26 protein-coding genes and 1 pseudogene are annotated in these 26,195 nt (G+C 70.3%); 8 read left to right on the plus strand and 19 right to left on the minus strand.

Annotated features, from left to right (window positions below; genetic code table 11):
• Nucleotides 1-11: 11 nt before the first annotated feature.
• The 4 genes from BN6_RS27880 to BN6_RS44315 form a co-directional block, all read right to left on the minus strand.
• Entirely contained in the window at nucleotides 12-2,786 is a 2,775-nt protein-coding gene (locus BN6_RS27880; protein ID WP_015103165.1) for a tetratricopeptide repeat protein, read from the minus strand.
• Nucleotides 2,787-2,955: 169 nt separating this feature from the next.
• A complete protein-coding gene (locus tag BN6_RS27885) occupies nucleotides 2,956-4,095 on the minus strand; it encodes a Vgb family protein (RefSeq protein WP_015103166.1) in 1,140 nt (379 codons plus the stop codon).
• A 317-nt stretch (nucleotides 4,096-4,412) separates the two neighbouring features.
• Entirely contained in the window at nucleotides 4,413-4,862 is a 450-nt protein-coding gene (gene cynS / locus BN6_RS27890; protein ID WP_015103167.1) for a cyanase, read from the minus strand.
• Between the two features lie 236 nt (nucleotides 4,863-5,098).
• The gene (locus tag BN6_RS44315) at nucleotides 5,099-7,204 is read right to left on the minus strand and encodes an eCIS core domain-containing protein (RefSeq protein WP_015103168.1); all 2,106 of its coding nucleotides are present in this window, start codon (nucleotides 7,202-7,204) and stop codon (nucleotides 5,099-5,101) included.
• Nucleotides 7,205-7,908: 704 nt separating this feature from the next.
• On the opposite strand from BN6_RS44315, the gene BN6_RS27900 reads away from it, so the two are divergent.
• Nucleotides 7,909-10,680: an AfsR/SARP family transcriptional regulator gene (locus BN6_RS27900; protein WP_041314306.1), complete on the plus strand. Its 2,772-nt coding sequence runs from the start codon at nucleotides 7,909-7,911 to the stop codon at nucleotides 10,678-10,680.
• Between the two features lie 121 nt (nucleotides 10,681-10,801).
• Nucleotides 10,802-11,022 (plus strand): annotated as a pseudogene (locus tag BN6_RS49170) (transposase); the annotation flags it as partial.
• A gap of 23 nt (nucleotides 11,023-11,045) precedes the next feature.
• On the opposite strand, the gene BN6_RS46055 reads toward BN6_RS49170, so the two are convergent.
• Nucleotides 11,046-11,339, minus strand: a complete 294-nt coding sequence (locus BN6_RS46055; protein ID WP_041314309.1) for a hypothetical protein — start codon at nucleotides 11,337-11,339, stop codon at nucleotides 11,046-11,048.
• A gap of 307 nt (nucleotides 11,340-11,646) precedes the next feature.
• Nucleotides 11,647-12,096, minus strand: coding sequence for a MarR family transcriptional regulator (locus BN6_RS27910; protein WP_015103171.1), 450 nt, complete (start codon nucleotides 12,094-12,096; stop codon nucleotides 11,647-11,649).
• A 73-nt stretch (nucleotides 12,097-12,169) separates the two neighbouring features.
• Here BN6_RS27910 and BN6_RS48160 point away from each other — a divergent pair, with 73 nt between their 5' ends.
• The 3 genes from BN6_RS48160 (at nucleotide 12,170) to BN6_RS27920 (ending at nucleotide 14,252) form a co-directional block, all read left to right on the plus strand.
• Nucleotides 12,170-12,673: a hypothetical protein gene (locus BN6_RS48160; RefSeq protein WP_197540204.1), complete on the plus strand. Its 504-nt coding sequence runs from the start codon at nucleotides 12,170-12,172 to the stop codon at nucleotides 12,671-12,673.
• Between the two features lie 130 nt (nucleotides 12,674-12,803).
• The gene (locus BN6_RS48165) at nucleotides 12,804-12,950 is read left to right on the plus strand and encodes a hypothetical protein (RefSeq protein ID WP_015103173.1); all 147 of its coding nucleotides are present in this window, start codon (nucleotides 12,804-12,806) and stop codon (nucleotides 12,948-12,950) included.
• Nucleotides 12,951-13,274: 324 nt separating this feature from the next.
• Nucleotides 13,275-14,252 (plus strand): chymotrypsin family serine protease, encoded by a 978-nt coding sequence (locus tag BN6_RS27920; RefSeq protein WP_197540205.1) that lies wholly within the window; start codon nucleotides 13,275-13,277, stop codon nucleotides 14,250-14,252.
• 55 nt (nucleotides 14,253-14,307) lie between these two features.
• Here BN6_RS27920 and BN6_RS27925 read toward each other — a convergent pair whose 3' ends face one another.
• Complete coding sequence (locus tag BN6_RS27925) at nucleotides 14,308-14,862, minus strand: hypothetical protein (RefSeq protein WP_015103175.1); 555 nt, start codon at nucleotides 14,860-14,862, stop codon at nucleotides 14,308-14,310.
• A gap of 369 nt (nucleotides 14,863-15,231) precedes the next feature.
• On the opposite strand from BN6_RS27925, the gene BN6_RS27930 reads away from it, so the two are divergent.
• Nucleotides 15,232-15,750: a pyridoxamine 5'-phosphate oxidase family protein gene (locus tag BN6_RS27930; protein ID WP_231904768.1), complete on the plus strand. Its 519-nt coding sequence runs from the start codon at nucleotides 15,232-15,234 to the stop codon at nucleotides 15,748-15,750.
• A 781-nt stretch (nucleotides 15,751-16,531) separates the two neighbouring features.
• Here the strand turns inward: BN6_RS27930 and BN6_RS27935 are convergent.
• From BN6_RS27935 to BN6_RS45070, 6 genes are all read right to left on the minus strand, one after another.
• Nucleotides 16,532-17,107: a snapalysin family zinc-dependent metalloprotease gene (locus BN6_RS27935; protein WP_015103177.1), complete on the minus strand. Its 576-nt coding sequence runs from the start codon at nucleotides 17,105-17,107 to the stop codon at nucleotides 16,532-16,534.
• A 313-nt stretch (nucleotides 17,108-17,420) separates the two neighbouring features.
• Complete coding sequence (locus BN6_RS27940) at nucleotides 17,421-17,978, minus strand: hypothetical protein (RefSeq protein WP_015103178.1); 558 nt, start codon at nucleotides 17,976-17,978, stop codon at nucleotides 17,421-17,423.
• Between the two features lie 819 nt (nucleotides 17,979-18,797).
• Nucleotides 18,798-19,829, minus strand: coding sequence for a MerR family transcriptional regulator (locus BN6_RS27945; protein WP_015103179.1), 1,032 nt, complete (start codon nucleotides 19,827-19,829; stop codon nucleotides 18,798-18,800).
• A complete protein-coding gene (locus BN6_RS27950; RefSeq protein WP_015103180.1) occupies nucleotides 19,816-20,544 on the minus strand; it encodes a HEAT repeat domain-containing protein in 729 nt (242 codons plus the stop codon). Before BN6_RS27950 ends, BN6_RS27945 begins: the two co-directional genes overlap by 14 nt.
• Nucleotides 20,545-20,700: 156 nt before the next feature.
• Nucleotides 20,701-21,060: an FAD-dependent oxidoreductase gene (locus BN6_RS45065; protein ID WP_015103181.1), complete on the minus strand. Its 360-nt coding sequence runs from the start codon at nucleotides 21,058-21,060 to the stop codon at nucleotides 20,701-20,703.
• Nucleotides 21,054-21,269: a hypothetical protein gene (locus tag BN6_RS45070; RefSeq protein ID WP_015103182.1), complete on the minus strand. Its 216-nt coding sequence runs from the start codon at nucleotides 21,267-21,269 to the stop codon at nucleotides 21,054-21,056. Before BN6_RS45070 ends, BN6_RS45065 begins: the two co-directional genes overlap by 7 nt.
• Nucleotides 21,270-21,677: 408 nt before the next feature.
• Between BN6_RS45070 and BN6_RS42545 the strand changes: the two genes are divergently transcribed.
• Nucleotides 21,678-22,160 (plus strand): hypothetical protein, encoded by a 483-nt coding sequence (locus BN6_RS42545; RefSeq protein WP_148303054.1) that lies wholly within the window; start codon nucleotides 21,678-21,680, stop codon nucleotides 22,158-22,160.
• Between the two features lie 21 nt (nucleotides 22,161-22,181).
• Nucleotides 22,182-22,571: a hypothetical protein gene (locus BN6_RS27965; protein WP_015103184.1), complete on the plus strand. Its 390-nt coding sequence runs from the start codon at nucleotides 22,182-22,184 to the stop codon at nucleotides 22,569-22,571.
• A gap of 60 nt (nucleotides 22,572-22,631) precedes the next feature.
• Here the strand turns inward: BN6_RS27965 and BN6_RS27970 are convergent, their stop codons facing one another.
• The 6 genes from BN6_RS27970 to BN6_RS27990 form a co-directional block, all read right to left on the minus strand.
• The gene (locus tag BN6_RS27970; RefSeq protein WP_015103185.1) at nucleotides 22,632-23,315 is read right to left on the minus strand and encodes a type 1 glutamine amidotransferase domain-containing protein; all 684 of its coding nucleotides are present in this window, start codon (nucleotides 23,313-23,315) and stop codon (nucleotides 22,632-22,634) included.
• 34 nt (nucleotides 23,316-23,349) lie between these two features.
• Complete coding sequence (locus BN6_RS27975) at nucleotides 23,350-23,574, minus strand: hypothetical protein (RefSeq protein ID WP_015103186.1); 225 nt, start codon at nucleotides 23,572-23,574, stop codon at nucleotides 23,350-23,352.
• 104 nt (nucleotides 23,575-23,678) lie between these two features.
• Complete coding sequence (locus BN6_RS27980) at nucleotides 23,679-24,056, minus strand: hypothetical protein (RefSeq protein ID WP_015103187.1); 378 nt, start codon at nucleotides 24,054-24,056, stop codon at nucleotides 23,679-23,681.
• Between the two features lie 297 nt (nucleotides 24,057-24,353).
• Nucleotides 24,354-24,740 (minus strand): hypothetical protein, encoded by a 387-nt coding sequence (locus BN6_RS27985; protein ID WP_015103189.1) that lies wholly within the window; start codon nucleotides 24,738-24,740, stop codon nucleotides 24,354-24,356.
• Between the two features lie 491 nt (nucleotides 24,741-25,231).
• Entirely contained in the window at nucleotides 25,232-25,387 is a 156-nt protein-coding gene (locus tag BN6_RS47505) for a DUF6307 family protein (protein WP_173430499.1), read from the minus strand.
• Nucleotides 25,384-25,941 carry a DUF5994 family protein gene (locus BN6_RS27990; protein WP_015103191.1) on the minus strand — a complete coding sequence of 186 codons (558 nt, stop codon included), beginning with the start codon at nucleotides 25,939-25,941 and terminating at the stop codon, nucleotides 25,384-25,386. The genes BN6_RS47505 and BN6_RS27990 overlap by 4 nt, the downstream gene beginning before the upstream one ends.
• Between the last annotated feature and the right edge of the window lie 254 nt (nucleotides 25,942-26,195).

A 26,195-nucleotide genomic window follows, 5' to 3' on the forward strand; every position in this document is an offset into this window, starting at 1 on the left:
CGCTTGGCCGGTCACTCCGCCAGGACGGATCGCGCCTGTCGAAAGGCTTGTTGTGCTTCGACTTCGCGGTTGTCCCGCGACAGGGCGTTGCCCAAGGCGTTCCAGGTCCGGCTCTGGGCGTCGCGGTCACCGACCTGTTCGTAGAGGGCGACGGCACGGCGGTAGGCGGCGATGGCCGGCTTGACGCGACCCGCCGCCTGCATCGCCTGACCGAGGTGGTGCCAGGCACCGGCTTCGCTGTCGGCATCACCGAGGTCCCGCCAGAGGGCTTGGGCGTGCCGGAACGCCGTGTCCGCCTCGCCGAACCGGCCGCGGTGGTGGAGCAGCCGCCCCAGGCCCGAACAGGTGGCGGCTTCGCCGTGCCGATCGGTTCCGGCCTTGTAGGCGGTCAGGGCTTGGCGGTAGGTGTCGAGCGCTTCCTCCGGCCTTCCGAGGTCTTCCAGTGTCCACGCGAGGTTGCGCAGGGTGTTGCCCTCACGGTTCTTGTTGTCGGACTTGCCGTATGCGATCTGCGCGTGACGGTACGCAGTTGCGGCCTCGTCGTGTCGTCGCGCGTCGCTCAGCACGACGCCCAAGTTGTTCCAGGCTTGACCTTCCTGGTCCGCGAAGCCGGTGCGGTGGGCGATGTCCGCAGCTCGCCGGTACTCGGTGATCGCATCGTCCAGCCGACCCATGTCGACGTACGCAACGGCGATGCTGTTCCTCATCCACGCTTCGTAGTCCGGGTCGCCGGTCTCCTGGAGGATGGCCACGGAGGTGGAGTACGCGGCGAGCGCCTCGTCGAAGCGCTTCACCCTGCGTAGGGCAAGGCCGATGTTGCCCGAGACCAACCCCTCGTTGTTGCGGTCGGGGACCTCCTGCCACAGCGCGAGAGACGCTCGCAGCCGGGACACGGCTGCCTCGTGCTGCTCGTTCTCCCCCAGCGCCAGGCCCAGGAGGTTCAAGGCGCGGGCTCGCTGCCGCGTGTCGCCGAGTTCGGTGGCGGCGGCGTGGGCGTGCCGGGCGAGGTCCAACTGGTCCTTCGCGCCGTCCCGGCGCTCTTGCAGGTACATGCACATCGCACCGGTCAGGTCCACGGCGATCATGTGCCGGGCGGTGCGGGTGGCCGTCGCGACGGTCTTGACGAGCGTGGTCCGGTGCGTGTCCAGCCACGTCTCCGCCTCGAACCGGTTCCGGAACGCCGTCGAGGCCGCTCGTTTCGACGGTGGCTGGTAGTACTCGCCGGCGGCTCGGGCGGTGGTGACGTAGTACTGGAACAGTCTGGTCACGGCGGCGTGGTGGTCGTCGTCTTCCTGGTGTGTCGCGTGGATGTGGGCGCGGACCAGGTCGTGCATCCGCCAGCGGCCGTGGGCGGTGTGCAGCAGGTGCGCTTGGTGCAACGCGCGGAGCCGGCTCGCGGCGAGGGGTTCGGACACGTCGGCCAGCGCGGCCGCCGCGGCGGTGGAGATGTCGGGGCCGAGGTCGATGGTGAGCAGGCGCAGCAGGCTCGCAGCGTCGGGGTCCCGCTCCTGTAGGCGTCGCCAGGACACTTCGATGACGCCCGCGACCTCTCGTCCTCCGTGTTGCAGCACGGCAAGTCGGGTGGTGGCGTCGTCCAGCGTGTCGGCCAGCGCCGCCACGGTCAGGGCGGGGTCGTCGGCCAGCAGCGCCGCGGCGATCCCTACGGTCAACGGTAATCGGCCGCAGACCAGGACCAGTCGCTCGGCGGCGGCCCGGTCCTCGCCGGCCCTGGTGTCCTGCGGGCTGTGCCGCCGAAGGCTCTGGTAAAGCAGGGTCAACGACTCACGCCGGGACAGCACGTCCAGTTCCAGCCGGCGGGTGCTGGGCAGGGTCAGCGTGTCGCGGGTGGTCACCACCGCCCGGTGCGCCGAGTGCCGGGGCAACAGGTCGAGCACCTGCTCGGCGGTCGAGGCGTTGTCCAGGACGAGCAGCACGGGCTGCTTGCGTGCGGCGAGAGCGGCGAGGTGGTGGTGGTAGGCGGTGGCCTGTTCGATGCTGGTCGCCGGGATCCGCTCCGTCGGCATACCCAGCGCGTACAGCAACGGCGCGAACACCTGCCCCGGCCGGATCCGCCGGTCGTCGGGGTCGTAGCCGCGCAGGTTGACCATCACCGCACCGCCCGGGAACCACCCCCGGTCCACGGCCACGGCCGCCGCGTGCTGCGCCAGAGCGGTCTTGCCGACCCCGCCCATGCCCGCGACCGCCGAGACCACCACGGCACCGGGCACGTCAGCCGGCCGGGCGGACCCGCCCCGAGCGGGAGCCAGGCTGTCCAACAACGTCCGCAACTCCGGTGCCCGGCCCACGAACAAGTCGGGTGCCGCCACCCGCGTACCGGCGACCGGGACCACCGCCGTCTCTGCGGCCGGCTCTGGTGCCTGGGCGTGCACAGCGTTTTCTTCGGAACGGCCGGATGCCACCAGATCGGCTTCCACCCCGTTCCCGGCCTGATGCGCAGCGGAGTCGAGGAGGCGCTCGACCCAAGCCTCGTGATCCTTCTTGAGCTTCCGCAGGAGTTCGGTCGTGTAGTGCAGGGGCTGGTCGTCGACCTTCTTGTGGTCGACCCGGCACAGCAGCACCAGATTCGCATAGCGGTCGACCTGGGCAGGAGGACATTCGCCGTGGCGCGGGCCTCCCGGCGAGCGCGCCGCGATGTGGGCCTCGTCGCCGACGATCGAGTCCTCGTCGGTCGATGTCCGTTCCGTGACCAGGAGTCGGCGGCACAGCGCGCACCGGTTCCCGGATCGCCCCCACAGCAGCTTGCGGTCTTTGTCGCTGATGCCCACCGTGACATCCTGCCGGACCACGCGATCGCGGGCCGAGGCGTGGACCGGTCACGCTCTCAGGGCGTGTGCACAAGCCAAAGCCGGGCGTTGTCCAGGGGTGAGGGCGGCTCGGCAGCACACGCCGGCAGCCGCGACGGCCGACCTGGTCCGGGACGGTACCGACGTTCGGTCAGGTGGCAGCGATGTCGAGCTTGCCGATCCTGTTCGTGGTCAGCAGGCCGAACCAGACGGCACCGGGCTGGTGGACGTTGATGTCGCAGGGGTAGGAGGCCGACGAGGGCGTGCTCCACATCCGGACCTCGTGGGTGACCGGGTCGAACCGGGCGATCTGGTTGCCCAGCCCGAACAACGCCGGGAAGCTGACCGCGAAGTAGATGTTGCCGTCACTGGCCTCGGCGATCGGGCCCGGCATCGGCAGCGGGTTGCCGATGCTGCCGACGCCCAGCCCGTCGAGGATGCTGGTGAGCAGCCCTCCCACGCCCAGCAGCGGGTACTCGGTGATCTGCCCGGTGGCGGGGTTGATGCGGGCGATCTTCATGCCCAGGGCTTCGGCGACCCAGATTGTGCCGTCGGAGGCAGTGCGCACGCCGACCGGGAACGAGGCCGGGGTGGGCATCGTGTACTGGGTGAACACGTGCGTGTCGACGTCGAGGGTGGCGACTTTGTTCAGCTGCGGCACGTCGAACACCACGGTGCGCCCGGGTCCCGGTTTGATGATGCCGAACAGCGCGCCGAGTTGGCCGAGGATCTCGCCGGGCACGCGGTACTTGCTCCACTGCCCGGTGGCGGGGTCGTAGCGGCCGATGGAATCCAGCCCGCCCAGGGTGAACCACAACGCGTTGTCCGCTCCCAGGGCCAGGTCGTTGGCCAGCCCGACACCGCTGTGCAGCGGGATGCCCAGCGGCCGCAGGTCGAAGGCGTTGGCCCACGGCAGCGGGAACTCGGTCATGGAACCGTCGGCGGTGTCCACGCGCAGCAGGCTGTTGCCCGTCACCTGGGGCATCCACAGGTCGCCCGCCGGGTCCAGGTCCATGCCGCCGGGAACGGACAGCGGCATCGGCGTGGAGAAGTTGACGAACTGCCCGGTGGCCGGGTCAAACCGGGCGACCTGACTGCTCAGGTACTGCTCGACCCACAGCGCCCCGCTGTGGTCGAACTCCACCTCGCACACACCCCCGACCGGCAGCGACGAGGGAACCGGGCCGTACTCGGTGATCGGCGTCGCCGCCCCGGCGGGGACCGGCACGAGCCCCGACACGAACAGCGCCACCACGACCGCGGGCAACAACTTCCGCCGTGTTGATCTCATGGCCACTCCGGGATCGGCTGTCCACTGGACATTCGCATCGAGTAAAGCGCTTTCGTGCGCAGGTGGCGCAAACAAGCACCCAAATGGCCCAAGCACCTGCTCCTGGCCGCCGGTCTGCCTGCTCGACCTCGAAACGTCCGCTCGTGCCGATGACGGCCGGGGACCGCTTCGGTGCCTTCGAGGAGATCTTCCTGGCCGGACACCCCGGGCACCGCTACCTGTTGGCGCTGGAAAGCCCCGTTCCACCACACGAACACCGGCTCGGGTGTCGGTTCAGCGGGCACTCGCTCCACACCGTTCGGCGTTGTGCGCCTGAGTCACCACCGGTAGTCGAGGAACTTGCCGTCGAAGGTGATCACCACCCGGTCGCCGTCGGGGTCCGGACGGCGCGTGATGTCGACCTTGAAGTTGATCGCGCTCATGATGCCGTCGCCGAACTCCTCGTGGATCAACTCCTTGAGCGCCGGCCCGTAGACCGACAGCGCCTCGACGAAGCGGTAGATCGTCGGGTCGTTCATGACGGCCGGGTCGGTGCTGCGGGTGGGCTGGCGCCGGAGGCTCTCCGCGACCGCGTCGTCCAGGTCGAGAAGACCGCAGACCGTGCCGGCCTGTTCCGGTGTCATCGGGTGTTGTCCGAGCAGGGCGGCGGTGGCCCACACGACCGGGGCACCCAGCTCTTCGGCGATCTGCGCCCAGGTCAGGCCCTTGCGCACCCGGGCGGCGACCACCAGGTCGGCGGCGTCGGACTTGCTCATGATCGGCGTCATGGCGATCTCTCCTAGGTCGCGGCGTGCGCACCGACCTTCCCAGGTTCGTTGCGGCGCTGTAAACGATCACTCCCGAAGTCACCGACCTCGGGAGTGACGCTGACGTCATCCGGCGCTCGCACAACGGTCACTGGACTGCCGAGCCGGTGTGCGGATGATCGAGGAGCAGGGAAGGGTTCGCGGTGGAGGTGGAAGCCTTCGCCGGTGATCGGCTCGCAGGGCGAGTGCGCCGACAGTCACGTGGAGGTCGGGGGTGCGAGGGTCGGCGTTTGCAGGTTCTTCATCTGTTCCACCGATACCCCGGGGTTCGAGTCGGCCGCGGAGTTGACCCTGTGCGCTGCGGCGCGTTGTTCGACGACCATGAAGTACCTCCCGGCGCCGCCCGTCGTGATCGGCACCCGGTTGCCGGGGCGGGGGTGGACGTGGGTGACCTCGCCGACCTGCCGGGCGTTGCCGAAGACCGCGGACGTGCGGTTCTCGTCGTCGGCCGCCGGCAGCAGCTGTTGGCCGGCGAGCAGCCGGGCGACGAGCACGTCGACCATGTACTTGTAGATGGCCTCGGGTTCCGCGGTCACGCTCGTGCGTGGGCTGTTGAACGCCTGGAAGGTGGTGACCACGGCGTCGGCCAACGGACCGGCGTGGGTGTCGACCAGCCACGCGAGCAGGAGCTTCGCGTCGTCGTCGGTGAGGATCGTCATCACCGCGTCCTGCGGGCTGAGCTTCAGCAGCACGTGGAACGCGTGCTTGTCGTCGTGGCCCACGTGCTCCCGACTCAGCTCGTGGTTGACGTACATCGCCTCCTGGTTCACCAGGTGGGTGAGCATCGAGGCCAGGTTGATACCGGGGCTCAGCGGACCCGCGGCCGCGTGGTTCGTGGTCCAGTTCGCGGTGATCTGGGTGACCAGGGCAGCGGCCTGCGTCCTGGCTCGGGCGTGCACCGCCCGCTGCGTCGGGCGCTCGAAGAACGCGCCGAAGTCCTTCGCCGACTCGGTGTTCGTCCGCCCGAGCTTGGAGTACGGAGCCGAGACGTTGGTCTGGGTGTTGAAGTTCGGCGTGGCCGTCTGCTTCTTGGACCGCGGCGGCGGGCTCGCCACCAGTCGGTACGTCCGTTCATCCGCCGTTCTCAGTGAGCGGTTGTAGTCGCCGATGAGCTGCGCGATGGTGCCCGCCTTGCGGATGGCGGTCTTGAGCTTCTTCCTGGCTTCGAGAAGCGCGTCGCTCCGGTAGGTCTGCGGCGGGAGGGGACCGTAGACGAGTTCGATCGCGGGGTCGCCGGGCTCCATTCCCTCGATCACCAGCTTCATCACCGGCAGCCCGACCTCGGTCTCAGCGGGCGTGCGCGCGAGTTGCTGGCCGTTGACCATGCCTTCCTCGAGCTTGAGCACCGCGTTGCGCATCTCCATCTCCAGCCCGACGACCATAGGGTTGTTCAGGTTCTTCGGCTGGGCCCGCGTGCCCGCGGCGCCCTGGTCGTAGTCGGTCATGTACTCGGCAACCAGGTCCGTCGTCACGTCCTCGTGTTCCACGAGCTGCTGGAGCCTGTCCTGGGAGCCCGGCGTCGAGTCGTTGACGACCGCGGCCGGGTTCACCCGTCCGCGCCGGATCTCGAAGAAGGTGATGAAGTCCGGTTCGTCCGCCAGCGCGCCGACCTGCTCCTTGAACTGGGTGAGCGGCATCCGCTGCACCGGGTGGTGCGCGTGCCCCACGTGCCCATCGCCGGCATGGTGGTGCACCTGCGGCGCGCCGCCCGCCATGACGCGCCGCGCGTTGGCCTCCGCCGCCCGTTCGTAGGTGTCGGAGGGATCCGAGATCGCGAGGCCGTCACCTGTCGCCGTGCCCGCGACCGGGCCGCTGCGCTGCTGGATGACGTGGGTGAGCTCGTGCGCGAGGGTGTGCCGGTCGCCGCCGCCGGAACCGATGACAACGTGCTCGCCCGACGTGTAGGCCTTCGCACCGACTTCGGCCGCCGACGACCGCGCGGCGGTGTCGGTGTGCAGCCGGACGTCGGAGAAGTCCGCACCGAGCCTGGACTCCATCTCGCTTCGGATCGGACCATCCAGCGGACGTCCCGCGGAGCGAAGCACTCCGTGCACCGCTGATCGTTGGACGGGGTGCTGATCGGCATCGGCGGGAGGCTCCTCACCGCGCCGGGCGGCTATAAGTCTGGCCACCGCATCGTTGCCCGCGCTGCGTTGCAGCCTCAGCACCATGTCCGGTGACAGGTGCTCCGGATACGCGGCCGCCGGCCCCGTCGCCCGGGTGTCCCCCGCCGACCCGGCAACACGGTCCTGGCGACTCCTGTCCGTGGAGTGCTGTCGCTCCGGCTGATCCTGGGTGTGCACGATCGTCTCCGTTCCGCGCAGGACCGCATGCGCAACAGGACCTGTCTACTTGCGCTCCGGCAAGGCAGTGAAGGTTCCGAAAGGCAAACCTCGGGCACGCTGATTGCCCTCACGTGCTCGACGAGGAGGTCGGGTCACGTCCGCACGGCCGAGTCGAGCGCGGAGGCATCGTGTCTTGGACCGGGGCAACCAGACGAACGTCCGCTCATGTCGCAGAGCGGGCACCGTGGCGGTTCAGGTCCTGGCGAACGATCTTGATCGTGGGGTGGTCGCGGCCCAAGACCCGCTCGCAGTCGGTGATACAACTTGAAGGCGCTGAAGTTCTTGTACGTGAGGCCGGTGACGTGGTTGTTGCCCTCGGTGGGGTGGCCGATGGTCTCGACCTGGACGGTGTTGTCGGGGCGGGGCGCAGGTGTGGCCGAAGATGCCGATGCTGGCGCTGTGCAGAAGGAACGGTCGAGCGTGTCGCCCGGCGCGGGACCTGTGACGACCAGAGTGTCGCCGTCGCGAGCGCGACGGCCCCACGACGGTGGCGAGTGTGCGGAACGACATGACGTCCGGCCGTTCTGTCGGAGTGGTCCGATGGCGTCACCGTGTCGAAGTGTGTCAGCGATTTCTCTGCAGAATCCTCGATCCGTGAAGGAGTTCCCGAACGAATGGCAAGGTGCGAGGCTGTAGGTTGCCGGTCCGGTTGGGGGAAGCGTGTGGAGATCGAGATCCGGGTGTTGGGCGAGGTGACCGTCCGCGGCGCGACCGGGGTGGTCGATCCCGGACCGGCGCGGCAGCGGTGCGTGTTGGCCGCCTTGGCTGTCGAGGTCGGTCGAGTGGTGCCGACACAACGGCTGGTGACACGGGTGTGGGGAGCCGATCCGCCTCATCGTGCTCGGGCGACGTTGTCCAGCTACGTCTCCCGTCTGCGCACCGTTCTGGCTCGGGCGAGCAGCTCACCGGGTGGGGGCGAACTGCTCCAGCGGGCGAGCGGGTACGTCCTGTCCCTCGACGACATGGCGGTCGACCTGCACAGGTTTTCCACTTTGCGGTCCCGTGCCCGGTCTGCCAGGGACGAGGAGGCGGAGTTGCTGCTCTCCGAGGCGGTCCAACTCTGGCGGGGCGAGGCGTTCAGTGGGCTGGACGGCGAGTGGGTGGCCGCAGAGCGGGACCGGTTGCACCTCGAGAGATTCGCCGCGGAGGCGGACTTGATCGACCTACGGTTGCGCAACGGTTCGGGTGACGACCTCGTGGCCTGGTTGGCGGCACGAACAGCCGAGCATCCGCTGGACGAGCGGGCGACGGGGCAGTACATGCTCGCTCTCTACCGTGCGGGCCGGGCCGCCGACGCGTTGGAGCACTACCGTCGGCATCGAGACTGGTTGGCGGAGGAATTGGGCGCGGATCCGCGCGATTCCCTGCGGAGCCTGCATCGCCGGATTCTCGCCTCCGACCCCACCTTGGACGCCGTTGCACGTCCCGCCTCGACAGTCACACCGGTGGTCGTCCCTCGGCAACTGCCCGCGGTCCCTGCGGCCTTCGTCGGCCGTCTGGACGAACTCGGTCGTCTGGACATCGCAGGGGATGCGTCCTTCACGACCACGGTCGTCTCCGCGATCGCGGGCAACGGCGGTGTCGGGAAGACGTGGCTGGCGCTGCACTGGGCACACCGTCGGCTGGACCGGTTCCCCGACGGTCAACTGTTCGTGGACCTGCGCGGATTCGGTCCCGACGGACGACCGATGGAGGCAGGCACGGCCTTACGCGGGTTCCTCGACACGCTGGGCGTACGGCCGGGCGCTGTCCCCGCGGACCCGCACGCCCAGTCGGCGCTGTTCCGCAGCCTGGTCGCCGGCAAGCGGATGCTGATCGTGCTCGACAACGCGGCTACCGCCGACCAGGTAGAACCGCTGCTGCCCGGCGGTGGTTCCTGCACCGTGCTGGTCACCAGCCGCAACCACCTTCCCAGCCTGATCACCCGGCACGGAGCCCACCACCTGGCGCTGGACGCGCTCACCGAGGCCGAGGCCCGCGCACTGCTGACCCATCGCCTGGGCGCGGCCCGCGCCGATGCCGAGTCCGCGGCGATCGACGCGATCATCACAGCGTGCGGGGGCCTCCCGCTGGCGTTGGGCATCATCGCCGGCCGGGCACAGTTGCGGCCCGGTCTCCCGTTGTCCTTACTGGCCACCGAAATCATCGAATCGGGCTTGCACGCGCTCGACGACGAAACCGCCGGCCTGCCGGCCGTGCTGTCTTGGTCCTACCGGGCGCTGAACGCCGACCAAGCCACCGCGTTCGCGTTGCTCGGAGTCGCGCCGGGCCCTGACATTGCCCTCGCGGCCGTTGCCGCACTGCTCGACCGACCTCTGTCCGTGACGCGCACGGTGCTGCGGGGCCTGGTGCACGCTTCCCTGCTGGAGCAGGACTCGCAGGGCCGCTACCGGATGCACGACCTGGTCCGCCAGTACGCCGCCTCGTTGCCCGTACGGGACGGCGGCCTGGCACGGCGGCGGGTCCTCGACCACTACGCCCACACGGCGAGAACCGCGATGCGCCTGGTGCATCCGCGCATGCGAGACTTCGCGCACGACCCTGGCTTACCAGGACACGCCCCGGAGCCGCTGGCATCACGGGAACAAGCGTGGTTGTGGTTCCGCCATGAACAACGGTGCGTACTGGCCGCCCAACGCCTCGCCATCGACCTGGACGACCACCGGACCGCTTACCTTATCGCGCGCTATCTGTACCCGTTCCACTTCATGACTGCGGATTTCGCACACGAGGTCGAGTCGTGGCGGACCGCGCTTCCCGCCGTTCTGCGACTTGACGACCCGACAGCACATGGCGACGCCTACCGCTCCCTCGGCTGGGCACTGTGTTCAGTGGGCCGACTCGACGAGGGGACACGTTACCTCGACACCGCGCTCGGTATCGCCGAGGAGACCGGCGACGACCGTTGCCTGTCAGGGGTCTACATCGCTTTCGCCCTTGCCTTGGGTGACCAAGGGAGGCACGCGGACGCACTGCGCAGCGCCACCCAGGCCATCCACCTCATCAGTCGAACTGAACCCTCGCCGAGCACGAGCACGGCCCGGACCATCGCCGCACACCACGCGGCCCGCCTTGGACACCACGACCTTGCCACGGCGCACTGCCATGCCGTCCTGCAGGAGTTGCGCGGACACCCCGACCGCGACATCGAGGCCAACGTCCTGTTCACCTTGGGCCTGGTGGCCATTGGCACCGGTGACACCCGACACGCCGTGACCCAGCTCGAAACCGCTCTCGCCCTCTTCCGCGACGATGCCAACACCTTCATGCAGGCCGACACCCTGGAAAAGCTCGCCGAGGCACTAGACGCCCTCGACCACCACGACCAAGCCCGCCGACACCGGCGGGCCGCGGCGTCGCTTTATCTAGCCCAGCAACGTCAGAACGATCTCCGTCGCGTCCGGCAACAAGAAAGCAATCAGTCGCAACGCTGAACGGGACGCTGTCACACCCGCACCGCACAGCCGTTTCCACACCGGCAGTGTCGCTCCCGACAAAGTCGGACCGCCGAACTCGACAATCCTTCGCCTGGTCCACGCCTCAAACTGGCAGGACGCCCGCTACCCCGCCATCATCCGGCTCCAGGACAACGCCTGGGCCGAGTTCGTGCCGTTCCTGGCCTTCGACGTCGAGATCCGGCAGGTGATCTGCCCGACCAACGCCATCGAGAGCGTCAACGCCCGCATCCGCCGCGCGGTCACTTCCCCCACGAGCAGGCCGCACTCGAGTGCGTATACCTCGCGGTGACGAGCCTGGACTCGACCAGCACCGGACGCAAGCAACCCTCTTCAACCCCGACTTACACCGCTCGTTTGACCGACCGATGGCTCATCCTGCCCAACGGGGCCGCGACGGTCACCGCCGCCTGCCGGACGTCCCCGCCCGGGAAATGGGCAGCATCGCGGAAGTTGCCGCCGGCCTGCTGAGCGCGAGGATTGTGCTGTCCGAACCAGACAGACTGTTCCGGCCCTGCGAATGGTGCGTGCAGATGCACGTCACCGTGCAGGACACCGGCCTGCGCCACCGTCGCGCGATCGACCGCGACCGCGTGCTGGCCGCCCTCCGCCGGAACCCCGCCCACCGGCTCACTCACCCGATCCCGCTCTCCACGCCTCGGCCGATTCCGACCCGCGGCACGGCAACGATCACACCTTCGCCAGCCCGGCACACTGCAGGACTGCGGACATGGCCCAGTGCCACCTCCCGGCCGAATCAGGCGTCGGGACTGCTTCACGGCACCACTGTCCGAGCGGCGATGCGGACTGACCGCTGCCACCGGCTGTGAACCCTGCGCCCCAACGGAGAGCGATCTAGGCACTATCCACAAAGGACAGTTTGGGTCCGTTGTTTGGCGGGTTGAGGGCGTTAAGTGCCGAGCAGGGTTGGCGACTCGCTGGCGGTCAACTTCCGGACGTGTCGCGGCTCGTGGTCAGCTTTCGGGTTTCTTCGCGGAGCACCTCCGCCGTTCGGGTCGCCCAGTCGGCGATGAGTTGCTGCTGTTCGGGGTTGTAGCGGGCGGTCACCTCGCCCATTGCCGCGTTGAGGCCCGCGAAGGCGCTGCCGAGTGCATTGCCCACGGCCGTGACCAGGACGCGTCGACGGTCGGTCGGGTCGGGGTCGCGGCGGGCCAGGCCGGCGCGTTCCAGGCGGTCCACGACGCCGGTCACGGCGCCCGGCGTGAGGTTGATCCGCTTGGCGAGGTCGCCTGCCGTCATCGGACCGTGACGGCCGATGAGGGCGAGCGCGCGCTGGTCGACGGCGGTGACGCCGAGGTGCGCGCCCACCGCTTCGTGGAACGCCACCACGGCGGTGCTCAGCTCGCGTCCGAGGTCACGCCCGAGGTCGCTCATGGGAGGCACTTTACCGTGGCCAATATTTCAGTACACTGAACTAAAATGTTCAACCTGGGAGGAACCTGTGCGGATGTGGGGCGCGGAGCTAAAGCTGGCGCTGGAGGTGCCGCACTGGACGTGGCGGTTCTACCTGCGGCACCTGCCGTTGATCGTGGGACTGTCGCTGATCCCGTCCGTTCAGCGGCTGATCGCCGTGAACTGGGGCATCCCCGGCGGGTGGGCGGTGGCGTCGGAGATCGTCGTCGTGGCGGTGCGGGTTGGGCTCGTGCTGGCCGTCGGACGGCTCGCGCTGCGCGGCGGGAAGGCGACGTGGGAGCGGTTCACGACGTTCGCGACGGCGCACTGGCGGAGCCTGGTGTGGCAGGGCGTGCTGCTGTGCGTCGCGTTCCTGGTGTTCGACGTGGTGGCGGAAACCGTCGTCGGCGGGCTGCTGCCGACGGAGGCGCGGCAGGGCTACCAGGCGGTGCTGCTGTTCGTGAAGAACCCGACGATCATCGCGTTGACGCTGGTGTGGTGGGTCGGGCTGGTGCGCCACACTTCGTGGACGGCGCAGGACCGGCGCGTCGCGGTGTGAAGGCCAGTGATGGCCGTGGTGCGGTGCAAGGCTCGATCACCGATGCCCTGGCCCGCTGCGACGCGTTGCGCCTGCGCCACGGCCTGTTCACCTCCACCCCCGACGCCGCCACGGGCGCAACCAGCACGGCGTGGCCCGTCGGCTCCGCTCCGGACTGCCGTATGTCTCCGCCTTGCCGGTGGCCGGGCTGCGCGCCGACGCGGACCGGCTGGCACGGGACATCCGCGAGCCGAACACCGCCTACCACGCGCTGATCCCGGACGACGAGGTTGGGTAAGGGGTTTCCCGAGGCGCCCTCTCCGGCAGATCGCCATGCCTGCCTCCTGGGTCACGGCGCCGCACGTTTCCCAGGAGTAGAGCCGGTATCACGTTCCCGCCGCCTCGCCCGTTGCTCGGATTCGACCGGCGCGCTTTCTGCCGCAAGGCAAAGACGGCGGGTCGTGCCCTGCTCTTACGACTGCCCCTATGGGCACACGTCGACCGAGCCGTATCTGGCATCCCCATCGGTCCGTCTTCCCTTGCGGGAGAAGCGGAAGGCATCTCCCAGCTCACGAACATCCCATCTGTGAAGGGAAAGCACGTGCGCCTGAGGAAGAAACTCTTGACCTCGTTCATCGCCGCGCTGGCCGTCGTGTCGTTCTCCGCCGGGACGGCCCAGGCCGACGACAAGAACGGCGGCGTCGCGAAGCTGGGCGGGCAGCCGCCGGTGGCGGCCGACGTCGCCGCGGCGAAGTCCTCCCCGACGGTGAGCGCCGCGGCCAGACAGGTCTCGGCCACGATCCAGTCGCGGATCGTCGACCACGTCCGGACTCGCGGCACCACGCACACGTTCGGCACCTACGCCGACGCCCTGACCGGCAAGGTCGTCGTGGAGACGGACGCGCCCGCCCACGTCGTGGCCTCGCTGGTCGGCGATCACGCCGGATCGGTCGAGGTCCGTCGGCAGACCGCCAAGGACGACTACAGCCGGCGGGACGACGTCCCGGCCTTCTGGGGCGGTTCCGGCATCACCTTCGCGGCCCCGAACGGCCACTGCTCGGCCGGTTACACGGTGCAGAACTCGGTGGGCACGCGGTTCATGGTCACCGCGGGGCACTGCTTCGCCGACAACGCGGTGGCGGTGACCGAGCTCGGCGGGCGGGTCGTCGGCACCGCGAGCGGCAACGGCTTGTCCGGCCAGGACATGGTGCTGCTGGGCGGGCAGTCGTACAGCCCGTTCATCTACGTCGGCGGCGTGGACAGCGGGACCGGCCACCACGTGGCGTCGGCGTCGGACCCCGTCATCGGCTTCGCCAACTACTGCCACAGCGGGCGGACGACCGGCGAGCACTGCGGCCACACCGTCAGCAGCACCACGGGGACGGTGTGCACCTCCAGCGGCTGCAAGTCGCCGGTCATCGTCTACAGCGGCGGCACGCTGCCGCAGGGCGGTGACTCGGGCGCCCCGTTCTACGCCCTGAGCGTGGGCGGCACCGACAAGCACATCCGGGGCCACCACATCGCCAGCAGCGGCAGCACCCGGTACGCCGAACCGTGGAGCCGGGTCCAGGCCCGGTACGGCGTGTCGATCGTGACCTGAGCCCTGCTCCGCAACGCGGCCGGGAGCGGATCCGCACCGTCCCGGCCGCACCCGTTCAGACCACCTCGATCGGCCACGGGCCTCCCGCGACCACGACCGCCGGCCCGTCGTCGCGGTTGACCACCACCACGGCGAACACGTCGTAGCGCCCGGCGTCGAGCGGCTCGGCCGCCGCACAACCCCGGACGCTCCCCCGCGCGCTGAACTCCCGGCCAGTGCCGGGGCGGAGGTCGATCGACGCGCCCACCGAGTCCTTGGCCGGCGGCGTGGCCACGACCTTGCCGCCCGACGCCACGTACACGTCGGCCTCCGGGGACGTCGTGCCCGAGACCGCGGCCCCGGTGCTGGTGAGCTTCACCGTGCCGGCGAACGCCCCGTCCCCACCCCGGTCGACCCGGGCCGCGAACTCCCCGGTCAGGGTCAGGCCGTCCACCCGGCCGGGCAGGACGTCGACGCCGTCCCCGCACGCGAGGGCCGCGACCTCGTCGGGTGTCCGTTCCACCGACTCGCCTCCTGGGGACGGTGCCGCCTGGTCGCCGCCGGGTGCGCATCCGGTCGCCACCACCAGGGCGAGTCCGAGCACCACGGTGATCGATGGTGTCCACGGCATGTGCGCCTCACTCCCCGTGCGCCTCGTCGGTCACCAAGTGGACGGAAGGCACCCGGCCCGCAGTTGCTCGACAGACGACACCACAACCGCCCGACCAACACATCGCTTTGCGAGGCCCAAGTATGACCGTGGTCACAGATCGACATCCGCCGGAATGACCGCCCACGATCTAACGGTTGAACCGGAGGTCAAACGTTAGAATCGAAAAGTCCCGCTCACGCCTGCCCTGCGCCAACCCGAGGCCGCGACCGGCGAGGCCGCTCCCTGACCTGGAGGACAGCGATGACCAGCCGCTTCGCTCAAGTCATGTTCACCCCGGAAGTCCAGCTCCACCAGCAACAGCACGGCAGCCGGGACGCCTACTCCAGGATGGCCGACGCCGCCGGGCCGGTCCGCGACCGGATCGGTCCGGACGAGGCCGCGTTCATCGCCGAACGTGACAGCTTCTACGTCGCCACCGTCGGCACCACGGGCTGGCCCTACATCCAGCATCGCGGCGGCGCACCAGGATTCCTGCGCGTTCTCGACGAACACACGCTCGGCTTCGCCGACTTCCGCGGCAACCGCCAGTACATCACCCGCGGCAACCTCGACCACGACGATCGCGTGGCCCTGTTCCTGATGGACTACGCCAACCGCACCCGGATGAAACTCATCGGCCGCGCCCGCGCCGACGACTCACCGGAGATGGTCGAGCGGCTCTCGGTTCCCGGCCACAGCGGCAAGATCGAGCGCGCCGTGCTCATCGACGTCGAGGCGTACGACTGGAACTGCCGCCAACACATCCCCCAGCTGTTCCCCCGCGACGCCGTCGAACAGGCCCTCGGCACGCTCCGCGAGCGGATCACCGAACTCGAACAGGAGAACGCCCGACTCCGGCAGCGTTGACCCCCAACACCTTCAGCAACGACCAGCGACCGGACGCCCTGTCGTGCCGCCGATCGGACGCTGAAACGCCTGCTTCTGCCGATGTGCGTAGGCTTTGTGGCCCGAAAGCTCTCCGTCCAGAACGGTGACGGCGCCCGCCTGGGTCGGGCCGGGGTGCCGAAAAAGCGTTGACCGGCGGTCGGCAGGGTGAACATCATGGCCGACGTGCAGCAGTGACCAGTGAAGCCCAAGGGTTGACGGCGGGGTCGAGCAACTCCCCCGCCGCCCTCCGCCGTGCCGCCCGACGCCCGCACCGCGTGATCGGTGCGGGCCGCACTCCACTGGTTCCGAGGCGACTCACCGCACCACGCCTCCTGCACGAGCACCGGAGACCACCGAAGCCATGAGCGACCTCCGCAGTACCGTCCTGCCCGCCGAACGCACCGTGTCCGGCCACGACCGCCAAGCGCTCTGGGCCGTCGACACCCTCGGACTGTCCGCCGTCCACGCACAGCGGGCACCCGTCCGCGAACGCATCCACGCCCCACTGCCCGAACGCGACCGGCGACGGATGTTCCAGGGCGACGAACACCTCCACGGCCCGTCATCCGGCCGGGGCGGCCACGCCACCCGGCAAGGCCGGGTACGAGCCGGACGAGAACGACACCTCGGCACCGGGGCCCGACACGCCGCGCTCCGCGCCCGACTACGGGGCCGAGGCCGCCGCCGGCTGTGAACGGCGGTCATCCGGACGAGCGGCCGGCCCGGAGTTCGGGGCCGGCCGCCGTGGAGGGTGTGGTTCCTAGAACACGAAGCAGTCGGCGAAGCCGGCTTCACGGGAGTCCGGCGCGACGGCCGCCGCACGGCCGCCCGCATTGCGCTCGGCCCGGGCCGCCTCGGTCGAGTGCGGCGTGGTCGACTTGCAGGACACCGGCGAGCTGTGGCCCGACATCAGGTGGTCGCAGCGGCCGTTGCGGTTGTCCGGCAGGCCGAGGATGTGCGCCAGTTCGTGCGCGGCGATCCTCGGCGGGTAGAAGCCGTCGTTCACGGCCTGGCGGCCCATGTACACCGTGCCCCGGCCGAAGCCGGACGTGGTGGCGCGCGGCCAGCCGTTGTCCGCGTACACCCGGATGGTCGCGTTGCCTCCGGTGGCCGGCTTGAGCTGGACGTTGCGCACGGCCTTGTTCCAAGCTTCCGCGCCCTCGTCGACCGCGGCCTTGAACTCCTGGGCCTGGCTCGCGTCGTAGTAGACGATGCGTACAGCGGTCGGCGCTGCCACGGCCGTGCCGCTGCCGAACCCCTGTACCAGGGTGAATGACAGCAACAGGGTGATGGCCGTCGCCAGTGAACGAGCGGTACGGCGAAGGGTCGTCGTCATGGGTCACCTTTCGATCTGCCGCTTGATCCGGGTCCTCGGTCGCGATGCCCGGACACAGGGTGGTGGCGCACGCGCCGTGACACACGCGACGTGCCCACTGCCGCCGCAACCGTTGCCCAGCAGCGCTGCGGACGGCCAAGTCTGAGAATCCTCCTCCCTTCGAGCCGCTACCCGGAACCTACTTTCTTCCTGTCTCTGCTGATTCGTGGTGACTGCGGCGCATTCGACGACAGCACCACGATGGTCCACAGTGGACAATTCCCGCTCGGGGGGATTCCCGTTCGAGATCCAGCCCGGCGGCCTCCCCTGCCCTTCACAGGTTCGGGAAGACAGCCACCAAGAACCACTGGACCAGCACCGCCCAGAACGCGGTGGTGGCCAGGAGGATCGGCAGCGGGTTCCGCCACGGCAGGAGCAGGAAGGGGTGGACGACCAGCCACGCCGGCTTGCCGTACTCGCGCACGACGCCGCGTGCCGCGTTCGAGAGCGGAACCCCCGGCTCCACGCGGCCCAGGAGCGCCTCGGACACCAGCCCGTAGAACCTGAACACGACCGGGAAGAGCCACAGCGCGACCACGCGGATGAGGAACGTTTCGGAGGAACCCCCGACGTAGACCACCAGCGCCATCACCAGGCCCGCGACCAGCGTGGCGGCGTAGAGGGCTCGCAACACCGCTGAACGGTGACCGCCGTCGCCGACGCGGTCGTGGTACGGATGGGTGCGCGCCAAGTACTGGTGCAGCCGCAGGTGACGGAACTGGTAGGTGGCACCGACCTGGCGCAGGACACCTCGCCGATGAGCGTCGTCCAGAAACGCCACGATGCGCACGGGCAGGCGGCTGGGCACCTTGAGGCCGGCGACACGCAGCACGCCGAGCGCTCCCCACGCCGAGGCCGCCCACAGCGAATTCCACCTCGAAGGAGTGGCGGAGTCGGTCCACGCCGGTGAACACCAGCAGCAGGTATCCGTACAAGACCGCGAAACCGAGCCCCACGGCCATGCTCGCCGCGACGCCCATCCCCGCTGCCCGCAGAGCGCGCAGGAGTTGTGCCGGTCTGGTCGGGAAGCGGTTCGGTGCGTAACGGTGGGCTCGACAGACGTCCGGTGGCCATCACCCCGGTCCCGACGGCGAACCCGAGTCCGGCTGCGGCCTCCGGCTGTATGCGGTACGCGCCAAGCCGACCATCAGGGGCGTCGACAAGGCCGTGGCCAGCGCGCCCGCGGGTTGGTGGAGCAGGGTGCTCGGCCACGGGGTCCCACTTGGCGGCGAAGCGTTGCGGTGTCGCCTCTCGCAGGTAGGTGGTCACGTCGTCCGGTCGCAGCCGGTCAGCGGATCGGTTCTGCTGCCTCGCCAGGCGCAACGCGGCGATCGAGGCGTACCGCCCCGGCACGCCGACCAGGAGGCTGAGCAGCAGCCCCAGGACACTGGCCCAGTCGTCCGCCTCGGCCAACGTCCGCCCGGCCAGGAACAACGCCACTCCGGCTACCACGGCCACCAGCCGACCACGACCACGGCTGCGCCGGATCACCCAAACCTCCGCCTGAGGTACAGGATGACGGACGGACGTGACGCGAGCCTGCCCTCAGCCGGGCCGTCAGGGTCGCGGCACCGCTCGCGCAGGACAGCGGCGTGATCACCGTGCATGTGTGCTGTCCGGCGAAACACGGCCGGAGTGTCGCGACGGCGACCTAGGAATCCTCGCGATCCCGTGCGGAGCGTTCGTCGAGGACTCCGGCGAGGGCCGTCGCGACGAGGGCGACCGCGCGGTCGTCGTCGTGGGACAGGCGACGCAGGACGTCCCGCGCGGTCGTCCCCGCCAGTTCGACCAGCGCCTGGGTCAGGCGTATCCGCGTCGCGGAATCCGCTGTGGGCGCGGCGAGTTCGGCGACCAGCGCGGTCATGATCCGGTCCGCCCACCCCGGGTCCGCGGACAGCGTTCCCAGAACCTCCGCCGCGTCGACGTCGTGGGAGCCCTCGACCACCATCGCGACGAGTGCCGGCACGGCCGCCGGCACGCCACGCCTGCCCAACGCCAGGGCGGCGTGCCCGCGCACCGTCGCGTCCGGGTCGCCGAGCGCGTCGGCGAGCACCGCGGTGGTGCCCGGTGCCTCGTCCATCGCGGCGATCGCCGACACCGCCCGCCGCCGGACTTCCACGTCCGCCGACCGCGCACCAACGGCCAGCGTCGCCACGCCGTCCTCGCCCGACCTGGCCAGCGCCCAGCGCAGGGCACCCGCGACGTGGGGATCGGACTCGGCCAGGACCGCGCCGGCCAGCAGCTCGGCGGGGACCGGGCCGTCCGCCGGCCGGGCCAGCACGGCCTGCTGCCGGCGCGCGGCGCTGGTCGAGTCGAGCCCCTGCATGAGCTCGACGATGCGCAGGACGCCCTGCCAGCCGGCGGGTGCCGACGCGTCGACCGCGCGCAGCCGCTCCAGCAGCTCCCGTTCGCGCTCCAGGCGTTCTTCGGTGACCCGGATGAGGTCGCCGACCAGGGCGGACGGCGTGAACGTCGGGTCCTGTAGCGCGCGTCCGACCTGCTTGAGCGAGAGGCCGAGGGTCCGCAGGCTCTCCACGTGGAAGATCCGACGGACGTCCTCGGCGGAGTACTCGCGGTAGCCGCCGACGGTGCGGCCGGTCGGTCGGACCAGTCCGAGGGCGTCGTAGTGCCGGAGCATCCGGGTGCTCACGCCGGAGTGGCGCGCCACGTCACCGATCAGCACCGTCGGTCTCCGCCGGCTCGACCACCCCGGACGCGGCGACGGCGGCGGCTCGTTCCGGGCCGAGCGCGACGACCCGGGTCGCCTCGGCGATGGCCGCGTCGTAACCGAGGTCCGGGTTCCGCGACAGGAGCACGGTGGCGTGGGCGTGCGCGGCGATCACCGGGTCGGGGTTCGTCGCCGCTTTCGCCAAGGCGGGCTCGAACACGTCACCGAGGTCGACCAGGGCCCGACTCAGGCTCAGCCGCACGTCGCGGTCACCGCGGCCGAGCTGCGTGACCAGGACGTCGACCAGGCCCGTCCGCTCGTCCTCGGGCACGAGGGCGACCGCGACGCGCCACGCGGTCCGCGCGACCTCGTCGTCGGCGTCGCGCAGCATGTCGCGCGTGATCCACGCCCACGCGCTCCTGTCGCCGATCTTGGACAGCGTGTGCAGCGCCTGGCTGCGGGCCTGGCCGCGCTCGGAGTCGAGTTCGCGGCGGATCCGGGGCAGGGTGATCTCCGGCGCGAGCCGGGTCAGCGCCCAGGACAGCATGTCCCGCACGAAGAAGTCGGGCTCGACCGCGCACCGCTCGACGAGCGTCTCCAGGTAGCCGGGGTCGGGGTTCGTGCCGACCGCCAAAGCCGCCTGGAGCCGGACCGACGAGTCGCCGGCGCTCAGGGCGTTGGCCACGTGCGTGTTGTGCGCGGTTCCGTGTGTCGTGTTGATCGGGACCACCTCCTGCGCCCAGTGGACGCCTTGTCACCGTGTCAAGGTCAAGCCCGCGACCAGCGGATCAGAAGATCGACCGGTGCACCCAGCACGGCCGGTAACCGTAGCGGACACCGCAGGTGATCGCGCGGCAATAAACCGCGACCACGCAGCCGCACGTCGTCACGGGGTCGGGCGGTCGGCCATTCCCGACTCGGCCGTGTCCGGTCGGGTGGTGAGCGGGCCGGGATCGTAGGTGTAGAGCCATCTCGTGGCCTTCGGGTAGACCCGAGGGAAGACGATCGGCATCACGAGGTCGCGGATGCGGGACGCGAACCGGCCCGCTGTCTTGGCGTCGCGGTTGGCGGCGGCCGCGTCGACCATCTTGCCGACCCGTGCCCGTCGCTCCCGGTCGAACCCGGTCAGCGCGTCCTCGACGGACAGCGCGTCGCGCAGTCGCTGTGCCGGCATGACCGCGTCCTCCAGCGCCATGGATGCGCCCTGGCCCGCGCCGACCGGGTGCGCGGCGTCGCCGATCAGCACCGTCCGGTCCCGGTGGCGAAGGTTTCCAGCAGCTCGTCCATCTCGACGGTCCGCGGGTCCCGAACGTGCGGAGCGCTGACCTGGGCGGACCACCAGGTGGTGCTGTCAGGTGCGGTGAGGTGCACGAACGCGCCACGCCGCGCGAAGATCATGTCGAACGACCCGGTGGGGCGGCCGAGCCCGGTCGACGTGCCCGACACCGTGTACATGCCCGCCTAGCGCGGCTCGGGCGCGGTCGGCTCGACCACGGCCCGCATACCCGACCAGATCCCCTCCGCTCCCACCACCAGGTCCGCGCCTTCCGGCCGACCGCCCACCCGCCGACCGGTGACGACCAGCGCCCCCGACCGCACCGCTTCGGCGCGCAGCGCGGCGACCAGGTCGGCACGTCACAGCGTCATGGCGGGCCGGGGGTCCTCGGCGAGCCGACCACGCGGCACGTCGCCGAGCAGCCTGCCGCCACCCGACCACATCCGCTGCCGCCACACCGGAAAACCCGCCTGCCGCACCGGTTCCAGGCAGCCCAGGCCTCCAGGCAGCGCAGGCCGTTCGCCGCCAGGCTCACGAACGACCCCACGGGACCCGCCGGGTCCTCGTACGCCTCGTACACGGTGACCTTGATCGCGCTCCACGAGTCCGCGATGACCGACGGCCACAGCCCCGACCAGGCGTGGCGACGACTGACCCAGGACACCGCCGTGCTGCGCGAACACCTGGAGTGGCTGGCCGAGCAGGGCCGCCCGCTGCCCGGCGACCCCGCCCTGGTCGCCGCCGCCATGGGCGGCATGCTGTCCAGCCTCGCCTACGCGATCCTGCGCACCGACACCACCGGGCTGTCCGACGACCAGGTCCTCGACACCCTCACCGCCCTGCTCGCCACCGGCCTGCGCGGGACCTGGCCGGGGTCCACCTCCGGGCTGGGCATCGCAGCAGCCAGGAGGTCGGCGAAGTGGGCGCCGGCGGTATCCACGGCTGCCGCCAAGCGGATGTTTCCGGGGGCGAGCCGGGGCCGGGGCGCGGTGTGGTGGGGTAGAACGGCGTGGGGTGCGGACGATGTCCCGGCGGGCCTTTCGACTCGGGTCCCGCACCTGCCCACGTGACTTCGACGGAGAGCAGGCCTCGTGACCCGACTCGACCGCTCCGGGCGCCGCGCCCTCGTCTGGGGCGGCGTCGCCCTGCTGACCAACGGCCTGACGCTCCTGCACCTGCTCCTGGACCGGAAAGTCGCGTCGGACTCCCCGCTGGACGTGGACACCACGACCGTGATCGTCGTCGCCACCACCGCGATCACCGTCCTGGCCCTGGTCGCCTCGATCACCGCGCACCGGTTACCCGGGCTCGTGCTCGGGGCCACGGCCGTGCTGACCCTGGCAGCCGCGGCGGCCATCGGCTACGTGGGCTTCGCCTGCCTCGACAACCGCCTGGTGTTCGCCCTGCTCGGTGCCGCCGGGATGATCAACCTCGCGGCGACCCTGCCCTCCATGGCCCAGGACAAACCGGCGCCCCGATGAGATTCCCGACCGCACCGCCGACCTGAGCCGGCGTCGTCGTGCCGAGCGCCGCCGGGCTGCTCACAGGAGGTCGGCGACCTTCTTCGCCGTCTCCCGCGCGGAGCCCGGGTTCTGGCCGGTGACGAGATTGCCGTCGACCACGGTGTACGAGACGAACGGCAGTACCGCTTTCCGGTACAGCGCACCGCGTTTCTTCATCTCCTCCTCGGCGTTGTAGGGCACCAGCTCGTCCACCTTCGCGAGCACTTCCTCGCGCCAGGCGAAGCCGGTGACCTCGCGCCCGGCGACGAGGTGGGAGCCGTCGGACAGGCGGGTGTTGAGCAGGCCGCAGTAGCCGTGGCAGACGGAGGAGACGATGCCGCCGCGTTCGAAGATCTCGCGGGTGATCCGCTGGAGTCCTTCGCTGTCGGGGAAGTCGTACATGACCGCGTGGCCGCCCGTGAAGTAGATCGCGTCGAAGTCCGCGGCGTCGATCTCGTCGGGAGCGGCCGTGTTCTCCAGCAGCGCCATGCGGGCGGGGTCGGCGCGCCACTGCTTGGCGGTCTTGTCGTAGTTGGGGAACTTCAGCGATCGGGGTTCGAGCGGCGACGGGCCGCCCTTCGGGCTGACGATCGTCTGCTCGAAGCCGCGATCCTCGAAGATGCGGAAGGCGTGGGTGAGTTCGGACAACCACAGGCCGGTGGGGTGGGACGGGTCGTCGTAGTGCCCGACGTTGGTGACGACGTTCAAGATGCGCTTGGCCATGCGGGATCCTCCTGGTGTGACGAGCGCCGGGGCGTCACGGTTGTCGGGTGGGACGGGCGACTTCGGCATTGTCGGGCCGGTCGGTGTCGGGCGCGACCTGACGTGCGCACCTCGCCTGCCGTGAGCGCGCCGAAAGGATCTCGGCGAACGCGCCCAGACCCGCCTTGCGGTAGGCGCGTCCCAGGATCGAGACCGCCTCCGTCCAGTCCGGGGTGGGCTCGTCGGCGAGCGAGCGGATCAGGTGCACCTCCCGAGCCACGCTCACCACCCTTGTCAGCCGGGTGGAGCGGGCGCGTGCGGGAAGCGGGTGGCGGGCAGCGGGCCGGCCGGTAGTGGCAGGTCGAGCGGAGGGAACGTTGGGCGTCATAGAGGGCGCTCAGGGGCGCCGTTCCGTTCGTGCGCCGCCTCTTCCACATCCAGCACCCGCAACGGGTCCGCTAGTGCGGAGATCTCCGCGCGCAGGCGCTCGGTACCGGGCGTCCGGTCGACCAACCGCTCCAGCCACCCGGCCACGTCGTCCAGCTCCGCCGCCGGCCCGTCGACCAGGTGGTCGGACAACGCGGTCACGAGCACGTCGAGGTCGTCGCCCGGGAACAGCCGCTCGACACCACCGCGCGTCACAGCGGGCAGGACGGTGCTCAGCGGCGGCCACGCCGATGCGGCCATCCGGTCGTCCTGGGCGAGGGCGTCGGCGCCGACCCCGTACTCCGCCAGAAGGCGCAGGGCCTCCCCCAACGCCACCCATTCCGCCGCGACCCTCAGCGGGTCGCCGCCAGCCGACGCCCGTAACTGCCCGGCCGCACACGTTCCCGTCCCTCACGCCCCGGGGCACCCGCCCGCTCCGCCTGGGCGCACAACTCGTCCACCAGCGCGAGGTGCGCTGCGGTGTAGCGGGGCACGGTCGTTTCCCGTCCTCGTGGACGAAAGGCAAGATAGCGGGATCACGACGTGGTGCCTCAGGCGCTCTCGCAGGCGCGGCCCACCGCGCCGAGATGGGTAGGGAGGTGCGCACCTGCGCGAACGGGTCGTGGCCTGTCGTCAGCGGTCGGCGCGGCGGCTGGACGGGTCGGCCAGGGAGGCGACCAGTGCGTCCCAGTCACCGGAGTGGCAGGACCAGCGGGCCAACGGGAGCTTCGTGCGGTTGCCGTTCCGGCCGACCGCGAACAACCGGCCGCCTTCGGACTCCAGGCGCTGGTAGGGGTAGTCCTTCGGCGCCCGGCCGATGACCATCACCCAGACCGCGTCGGGCAGCACCGCGAAGTACGGGCGCACGAAGTACGACCAGCCGAGGGCGATCCCCACCACGCCCACCACGATCGCGACGCTGAACGTGCCCACCACCGTCGCCCAGATCCCCAGGGCCAGCAAAGCGACCCCGATCAAGAGGACGAACCAGGCGATGACCGGGCTGAAACGGACCTTCATGCACACCTCTCCCGAACGGCGGTCGAAGGAGTGCGAGGGTAGGGGAGGTCGGCTGTCGGCGTGGGCGGTTCGCGGGAGGTTCGGCACGGTGCGCACGACGCTGTGGTCACCGTGTCGCAAGACGATCCGCCGAACCGCCGCAGGGACCGCACCCGGTCTCGGCGGCGGGCGGTGCGCCGACGATTCCGAGGGTGGTCTCCGCGACCGGCTCGGGCGGGTGGTCGTCACCCGGTTCCGCGCCCCGGCACGGCTCTGTTCAACGAACATCACCGGCTCGCCCAAGACGTCCTGATCGCCGCGACCGGACGCCGAACAGGGACAGTGCCGTCTACAGTGGACAGTCTGGCGCGCAGTGGGCCACCAGCCGCGGCCGACTCGTCGCGATCTGTCCCGGCGATGCCGACGAGCCGCTGGGTGCAGCGGTTGCCCGTCGGCGGCGCGGCGCGGTCTTCACGACCTCGAAGGCGGGGTGGTGCGGCGGGGGTCGGCGATCAGCGGACCTTCTCCGGGATGCGGTCGAGGGCGACCAGCACGTGCACGGCGAGGTCTCGCGCGTCCTTGGTGCTGAGCTTGGAGTGGGTCGACAGGGTTTCCTGCACGAGCGCGATCCTGTGCTCGTACAAGGACACGAAGGTCGATGTCGTCATGAAGTGCACCTGTTCTTCTGTTGGGGGATCCGACCGCCGCCCGCTTCCCGGCCGTCGAAGACGACGCGGGTCGGGTCGGTCGGGTGTCGTGGTGGCGCGGTCGCCTCGCCGCCGGCGGCGAGGAGTTCGCCGACGGTCTGGACGTTGTCGCGGTCCACAGCGAGGGTCATGATCCGGTGCGCGGCGGCCGGTTCGGTGTTCGGCGGCACGACCAGCAGCGTGATCCGGCGCTTGTCCGCCGCGATCAGGTCGACGGTGTGCGCGGGTTGCGAGGTGAACCCGTCCAGTCGGAGCTGACGGCCGCTCGCGGCGACGCGGCGGTGCGCGGAGTTCCACTCGGCGAGGCCGTAGTTCACCCGCACGATCTCGCCCAGCCGCGCCGTGAGCGCCGCCGGCAACGCGGGCAGCTCGGCGGCGAGGTCCCGGGAACGCGGCCACCAGGCACCGTCGACGTGCCCGGCGGCGTGCGCCACCGGCCGCAGCCGAAGTCGCCGCGGGTGCCGGGGCGGCTCGGTGACCGGCGGGGCGAGGGGAAGGTGGGGTGCCGACGTCATGCCGGAACTCCCGTCTCCGGCCGGAAACGGCCGATTCGCTGCTTCGTCGAGCACGACATGGGCTTGACCGCCCACATTCGGGGTGTTCTCGACAACCCGACCCTACACTCATCGGCTCGCGATCCTGCCACATTTCGGTTTATCCGGAAATTCTCCCCGATCGTGATTTTTCCGGAGAAATTCACCGCATGCCCGATTTTACGTGTAGCATCAAAGTGGAGGCGATTTTCCGGAATTTCACCGCCCACCCGCGC

It is taken from the genome of Saccharothrix espanaensis DSM 44229 (genome assembly GCF_000328705.1).
Classification (GTDB): domain Bacteria; phylum Actinomycetota; class Actinomycetes; order Mycobacteriales; family Pseudonocardiaceae; genus Actinosynnema; species Actinosynnema espanaense.

Bases quoted from the DNA above. Each gene is read 5' to 3' on its own strand.
- BN6_RS48160 (WP_197540204.1), top strand. From the start codon at position 12,170: ATGTGGGGCGCGGAGCTAAAGCTGGCGCTGGAGGTGCCGCACTGGACG.
- BN6_RS27985 (WP_015103189.1), bottom strand. From the start codon at position 24,740: ATGAAGGTCCGTTTCAGCCCGGTCATCGCCTGGTTCGTCCTCTTGATC.
- BN6_RS27990 (WP_015103191.1), bottom strand. From the start codon at position 25,941: ATGACGTCGGCACCCCACCTTCCCCTCGCCCCGCCGGTCACCGAGCCG.
- BN6_RS27935 (WP_015103177.1), bottom strand. From the start codon at position 17,107: ATGACGACGACCCTTCGCCGTACCGCTCGTTCACTGGCGACGGCCATC.
- cynS (WP_015103167.1), bottom strand. From the start codon at position 4,862: ATGACGCCGATCATGAGCAAGTCCGACGCCGCCGACCTGGTGGTCGCC.
- BN6_RS47505 (WP_173430499.1), bottom strand. From the start codon at position 25,387: ATGACGACATCGACCTTCGTGTCCTTGTACGAGCACAGGATCGCGCTC.
- BN6_RS27970 (WP_015103185.1), bottom strand. From the start codon at position 23,315: ATGGCCAAGCGCATCTTGAACGTCGTCACCAACGTCGGGCACTACGAC.
- BN6_RS27910 (WP_015103171.1), bottom strand. From the start codon at position 12,096: ATGAGCGACCTCGGGCGTGACCTCGGACGCGAGCTGAGCACCGCCGTG.
- BN6_RS27885 (WP_015103166.1), bottom strand. From the start codon at position 4,095: ATGAGATCAACACGGCGGAAGTTGTTGCCCGCGGTCGTGGTGGCGCTG.
- BN6_RS27925 (WP_015103175.1), bottom strand. From the start codon at position 14,862: ATGCCGTGGACACCATCGATCACCGTGGTGCTCGGACTCGCCCTGGTG.
- BN6_RS45070 (WP_015103182.1), bottom strand. From the start codon at position 21,269: ATGTACACGGTGTCGGGCACGTCGACCGGGCTCGGCCGCCCCACCGGG.
- BN6_RS27930 (WP_231904768.1), top strand. From the start codon at position 15,232: ATGGCCGACGCCGCCGGGCCGGTCCGCGACCGGATCGGTCCGGACGAG.